At 71.3% G+C, this 265-nt stretch carries 1 protein-coding gene; it reads left to right on the top strand.

Annotated elements, in window-relative coordinates; all coding sequences use genetic code 11:
* Nucleotides 1-265 (top strand): 16S rRNA (cytosine(1402)-N(4))-methyltransferase (gene mraW / locus CCN39_RS52490; protein WP_158104632.1); only part of this gene is annotated, 265 nt, incomplete at both ends.

Raw genomic sequence — 265 nt, 5'->3', positions numbered from 1 at the left:
CGCCGAGCGCGGGTTCGCCTACGCCAAGGACTCGCCGCTGGACATGCGGATGGACCCGACCACCGGGTTCACCGCCGCCGACGTGCTCAACACGTACGCGCCCGGCGAGCTCGTCCGGATCCTGCGGGACTACGGCGAAGAACGCTTCGCGCAGCGGATCGTCAAGGCGGTCGTGGCCGCGCGCGAGAAGGAACCCTTCACCAACAGCGGACGCCTGGTCGAGCTGCTCTACGACGCCGTCCCGGCCGCGACCCGGCGTACCGGC

The organism is Amycolatopsis kentuckyensis, assembly GCF_002155975.1.
In the GTDB taxonomy this organism is placed as follows: Bacteria; Actinomycetota; Actinomycetes; order Mycobacteriales; family Pseudonocardiaceae; genus Amycolatopsis; species Amycolatopsis kentuckyensis.
This window is presented reverse-complemented; position numbering and strand designations above follow the sequence as displayed.